This window comes from Mesorhizobium sp. M1E.F.Ca.ET.041.01.1.1, from assembly GCF_003997355.1.
GTDB lineage: Bacteria > Pseudomonadota > Alphaproteobacteria > Rhizobiales > Rhizobiaceae > Mesorhizobium.
Window position 1 is genome coordinate 1 of sequence record NZ_RZSL01000506.1, and the last position, 4,469, is coordinate 4,469.

The 4,469-nt window shown below is 64.2% G+C and carries 4 protein-coding genes; 2 read left to right on the forward strand and 2 right to left on the reverse strand.

All coding sequences use genetic code 11. The features are described 5' to 3' along the window. The coding region (locus tag EOA38_RS28900; RefSeq protein ID WP_189434981.1) for a PAS-domain containing protein at positions 1-2,247 on the reverse strand (2,247 nt) is incomplete at its 3' end. A 237-nt stretch (positions 2,248-2,484) separates the two neighbouring features. Here EOA38_RS28900 and mscL point away from each other — a divergent pair. Further along, the gene (gene mscL / locus EOA38_RS28905) at positions 2,485-2,907 is read left to right on the forward strand and encodes a large conductance mechanosensitive channel protein MscL (RefSeq protein ID WP_059185060.1); all 423 of its coding nucleotides are present in this window, start codon (positions 2,485-2,487) and stop codon (positions 2,905-2,907) included. Between the two features lie 101 nt (positions 2,908-3,008). Then, entirely contained in the window at positions 3,009-4,175 is a 1,167-nt protein-coding gene (locus EOA38_RS28910; RefSeq protein ID WP_127300841.1) for a pyridoxal phosphate-dependent aminotransferase, read from the forward strand. 10 nt (positions 4,176-4,185) lie between these two features. On the opposite strand, the gene EOA38_RS28915 is transcribed toward EOA38_RS28910, so the two are convergent. Beyond that, a partial coding sequence (locus tag EOA38_RS28915) for an aminotransferase class I/II-fold pyridoxal phosphate-dependent enzyme (protein ID WP_127300842.1) occupies positions 4,186-4,469 on the reverse strand: 284 nt, incomplete at its 5' end.

Sequence of the window (4,469 nt, forward strand, 5' to 3'; positions counted from 1 at the left end):
GGCATAGGTGGCGACGATGCCGCCGTCGGGCATCGGGTTGGAGCGCAACTCCGGGATGCGGCCGCTGGTCTTCAGCTCCATCTGCCAGGGGCTGACGAAGCTGGTCAGCCGGTTGAGCATCGCCACCCGCTGGTCGGCGGGGATGTCGCCGCGCTCGGCGAGATGGCGCAGAATCTGGTCGAGCGAGACGCCGACCTGGCCCATCTCGTCCGGCAGGTCGAACAACGCCCGGTATTGCCGGTTCCAGCAGATCAGCCGGAAATCCCGGTCGAAAACCGTGATGCCCTGTTCCATCTGGTCGAGCGCGATCTGCAGCAGGTCGCGATTGTGCTGCAGCGCCTCGGTGGCGTCGTCGAGCAACCGGAAGGCATCCTTGGAATCGCGATCATTGCGGCGGAAGAGCAGCGACATGATCAGCCGCGCCGAGGACGAGCCGACCGCGCTCGCCAGCAATTGCTCCGAGAAGCGGATGACGTCCATGCTGGCCTGTTCCTTGCCATGCAGGGAGACGTTCGCGTTCTTCTCGAAGGACTGGAAGGAACGCTCGGTGCGCTCGACGCCGAGATAGCGGGAGATCGTGTCCTTGAGGTCGTTGACGGTGACGGCGGTGCGGAAGCGGCGCAGGCTCGGCATCGGGCCGGCCTCGCGCGGCACGAAGATCGCCGCCTGGATGCGCTCCAGCGGCACCGACGCGCGGGACAGCGATCCCAGCACGAAGAACAGCGTGTTGATCGACAGGCTCCACAGCACGCCGTGGTTCAGCGGCTCGCCGACCGTGCCGAACAACGCCTGCGGCCTGAGCGCCTCGAAGCCGAACAGGCCATGGACGACGATATCGGAGCCGGGACCGACGAGCGAAGGGAGCAGCAGCGTGTAGCCCCAGACCGCGATGCCGGCGACCATGCCGAGCGCGGCGCCCCGGCCGTTGGCGCGGCGCCAGATCAGCCCGCCGATCAGCGCCGGCGCGAATTGCGCGATCGCGGCAAACGACATCAGTCCGATCGAGGACAGCCGCGCGCTGTTGGTGCTCTCGCGGTAATAGAGGAAAGCGATGAACAGCATGATGAAGATCGACGCCCGCCGCACGTTGAGGATCAGCGTCGACCAGTCCTCGTTCTGCGAAGAGGTGGTCTTGAGCAGCCGGCGCACGAACAGCGGGATGACGAGGTCGTTGGAGATCATGATCGACAGCGCCACGCTCTCGACGATGACCATTGCGGTCGCCGCCGACAGGCCGCCGATGAAAGCGGCCATGGCGAGCACGTCATGGCCGCTGAGCAGCGGCAGCGACAGCACGTAGAGGTCGCTGCTCGTCTTGGTGCCCACCAGCGACAGGCCGGCAAAGGCGATCGGCAGCACGAACAGGTTGATCGCCACGAGGTAGAGCGGGAACACCCAGGTCGCGGCGCGCAGTTCCGCCTCGCTGCGGTTCTCGACGATGGTGACGTAGAACTGGCGCGGCAGCATCAGGATGGCAAAACCGCTCAAGGTCGTCAGCACCAGCCAGGTGGCCAGGGAAGTGTTGTAACCCATGGCCTGGCGCACCTCGGCATTCGCGGCGAGCGTCGCCAGCATGTCGCCGGGGCCGCCGAAGATGAGGAAGGTCACCATCAGGCCGATGGCGAGGAAAGCGGCGAGCTTGACCACGGTTTCGACCGCCACCGCCAGCACCAGCCCATCCTGGTGCTCGGTGGCGTCGGCGTGGCGTGTGCCGAACAGCACCGCAAACAGCGCAAGCAGCATCGCAACCACCAGCGAGATGTCGCTGACGAACGGATCGAAGGAAGGCGGCGATCCGGTATAGTGTTCGATCATAAGGCTGACCGAGCCTGAGATCGCCTTCAGCTGCAGCGCGATATAGGGCACGGCGCCGATCGTGGCGATCAGCGTCGCGATCGCCGCGACGATGAAGCTCTTGCCGTAGCGGGCGCCGAGGAAGTCGGCGATCGAGGTGATCTTCTCGCTTTTCGCCAGCCGTACGATGCGGTTGAGCAGCGGGAAGCCGAACACGAAGACCAGCACCGGTCCCGTATAGATGCCGAGGAATTCGAGGCCACGCTCGGAGGAGAGGCCGACCGAGCCGAAAAAGGTCCAGGAGGTGCAGTAGATGGCGAGACTGAGCGCATAGATGAAGGGCCGCGCCCGTCCGAGCCCGGCTGCCACCGAGCGCCGATCGCCGACGCTGGCGATGGCAAAAAGCAGCGTCACATAGGCGATCGCGATGATGACGACGAACCAGCCTTGCACGGTTCGAACTTCCTCCCTGACCGATGCTCCACACCGGTTCGGCTAGACGCAACCACAGCTTGGAGCCCGAGTCCATCGCGGCTTTCGGCGCATATGTGCCTGACGGCGCGGCTTAAACACAAACCGGGATTTCGCCCTTTTTCCGGTTTTGCAACCGGGGGTTTTTGTTATTGTGATCTTGGGTCGGCGCCGGAGAGCCGGGGCGGCAGCGCGGCCGGTCATGGCTAGGAGGGTCGAATGCTGAAAGAGTTCCAGGAATTCATTTCCAAAGGCAATGTGATGGACTTGGCCGTCGGCGTCATCATAGGCGCTGCTTTCGGCAAGATCGTCGACTCGCTGGTCAACGACATCATCATGCCGATCGTCGGGGCGATTTTCGGCGGTCTGGACTTCAACAATTATTTCTTTGGTTTGTCCTCGAACGTCCATTCGGCTGCGCTGGCCGACGCTAAGAAAGAAGGCGCCGTTTTCGCCTATGGCAGCTTCATCACCGTTGTGCTGAACTTCCTGATCCTTGCCTTCATCATCTTCCTCATGGTCAAGGCCGTGAACAATCTGCGCAAACGCTTGGAGCGTGAGAAGCCCGCCGCTGCGGCGGCACCGCCGCCGGCCGATGTCCAGCTTCTGACCGAAATCCGCGACCTTCTCGCCAAGAAATAACCCTGACAGATACTCTGGACCAAAACCCCGGCCGCTTGCGGCTGGGGTTTTCTGTTCGGCGATCTGGTAAGAGCGCGGAAAAGACGACCACGGATTTGCCCATGACCTTGATTCAGACCCTGCGCGCCGAAGCCCGCGCCGCACCCGAAAGCGGCATTGTCGCCGTCGTCAACCATGGCCGCCTGCGCGAAGGCCTGATCCCGCTCTGGGCCGGCGAGGGTGACCTGCAGACGCCTTCCTTCATCAGCGATGCCGCCGCCCGCGGGCTCGCCAATGGCGAGACCTTCTACACCTGGCAGAAGGGTATTCCCGAGCTCAGGCAGGCGCTCGCCCGCTATTACGCCAGGCATTTCGGCAAGCACTTCGCCGAGGAAGAGTTCATCGTCACCGCTTCCGGCATGCATGCCATCCAACTTGCCATCGACGCGATTGCCGGCAGCGGCGACGAAGTGATCTATCTGTCGCCGGCCTGGCCGAATTTCGCTGCTGCCGCCGGGGTCGCCGGTGCCGTCCCGGTTGCGGTCGTGCTCGACCAGTCCGGCAATGGCTGGTCCTGCGATGTCGAGAAGATCGCGTCCGCCATCACGCCGCGCACCAAGGCGCTGTTCATCAACACGCCGTCAAACCCGACCGGCTGGACCGCCGACAGGGAGACCCTTCAAGCGATCCTCGATCTCGCCCGCGCCAAGAACCTCTGGATCATCGCCGACGAGATCTATTCGCTGTTCCACTATGGCCATGGCCGGGCGCCGTCCTTCCTCGACGTCGCCACGGGCGAAGACCGCATCCTGTTCGTCAACAGCTTCTCCAAGAACTGGGCGATGACCGGCTGGCGCGTCGGCTGGATCAAGACCCATCCGGCGCTGCAGCAGGTGTTCGAGAACCTGATCCAGTATTCGACCTCCGGCGTCGCTCAGTTCATGCAACGCGGCGCGGTCGCAGCGCTTGACGAGGGCGACGGCTTCATCGTGAGCCAAGTGGAACGGGCACGCGCTGCGCGCGATCTCGTCTGCGATATCCTGGGTGCCACCGGCAAGGCACGCTTCACCGTGCCGCAAGGCGCTTTCTATCTGTTCTTCACGGTCGACGGCATCACCGATTCCCGCACCGCCGCCTTCGACATCGTCGACAACGCCAATGTCGGCCTGGCGCCCGGCACGGCCTTCGGCCCCGGCGGCGAGGCCTTCCTCAGGCTATGCTTCCACCGCCGCCTCGATCAGCTCGAGGAAGCGGCGCATCGCCTGGCGAAATGGATGAAGACGGTGTGAGTCAGGCGGCTTAGCCGCCCGATTTCGGCACCAGCAACGGAACGATGCGGTCGCTCTTGGCGAGGACGGGACGGCCTGAGGTGGCATAGGGAATGCCGAGCGCATCCCAGGTCTCGACCAGCGCGTCCTGCAATTCGGCGATCAGCGTGTCGGAATGGAAGGGCGTCGGCGTGATGCGCAGCCGCTCGGTGCCGCGCGGCACCGTCGGATAGTTGATCGGCTGGATGTAGATGCCGTGGACGCCGAGCAGGCGGTCGCTGGCCATCTTGCACAGCTCCGGATCGCCGACCAGCA

Bases quoted from the DNA above. Each gene is read 5' to 3' on its own strand.
- mscL (WP_059185060.1), top strand. From the start codon at position 2,485: ATGCTGAAAGAGTTCCAGGAATTCATTTCCAAAGGCAATGTGATGGAC.
- EOA38_RS28910 (WP_127300841.1), top strand. From the start codon at position 3,009: ATGACCTTGATTCAGACCCTGCGCGCCGAAGCCCGCGCCGCACCCGAA.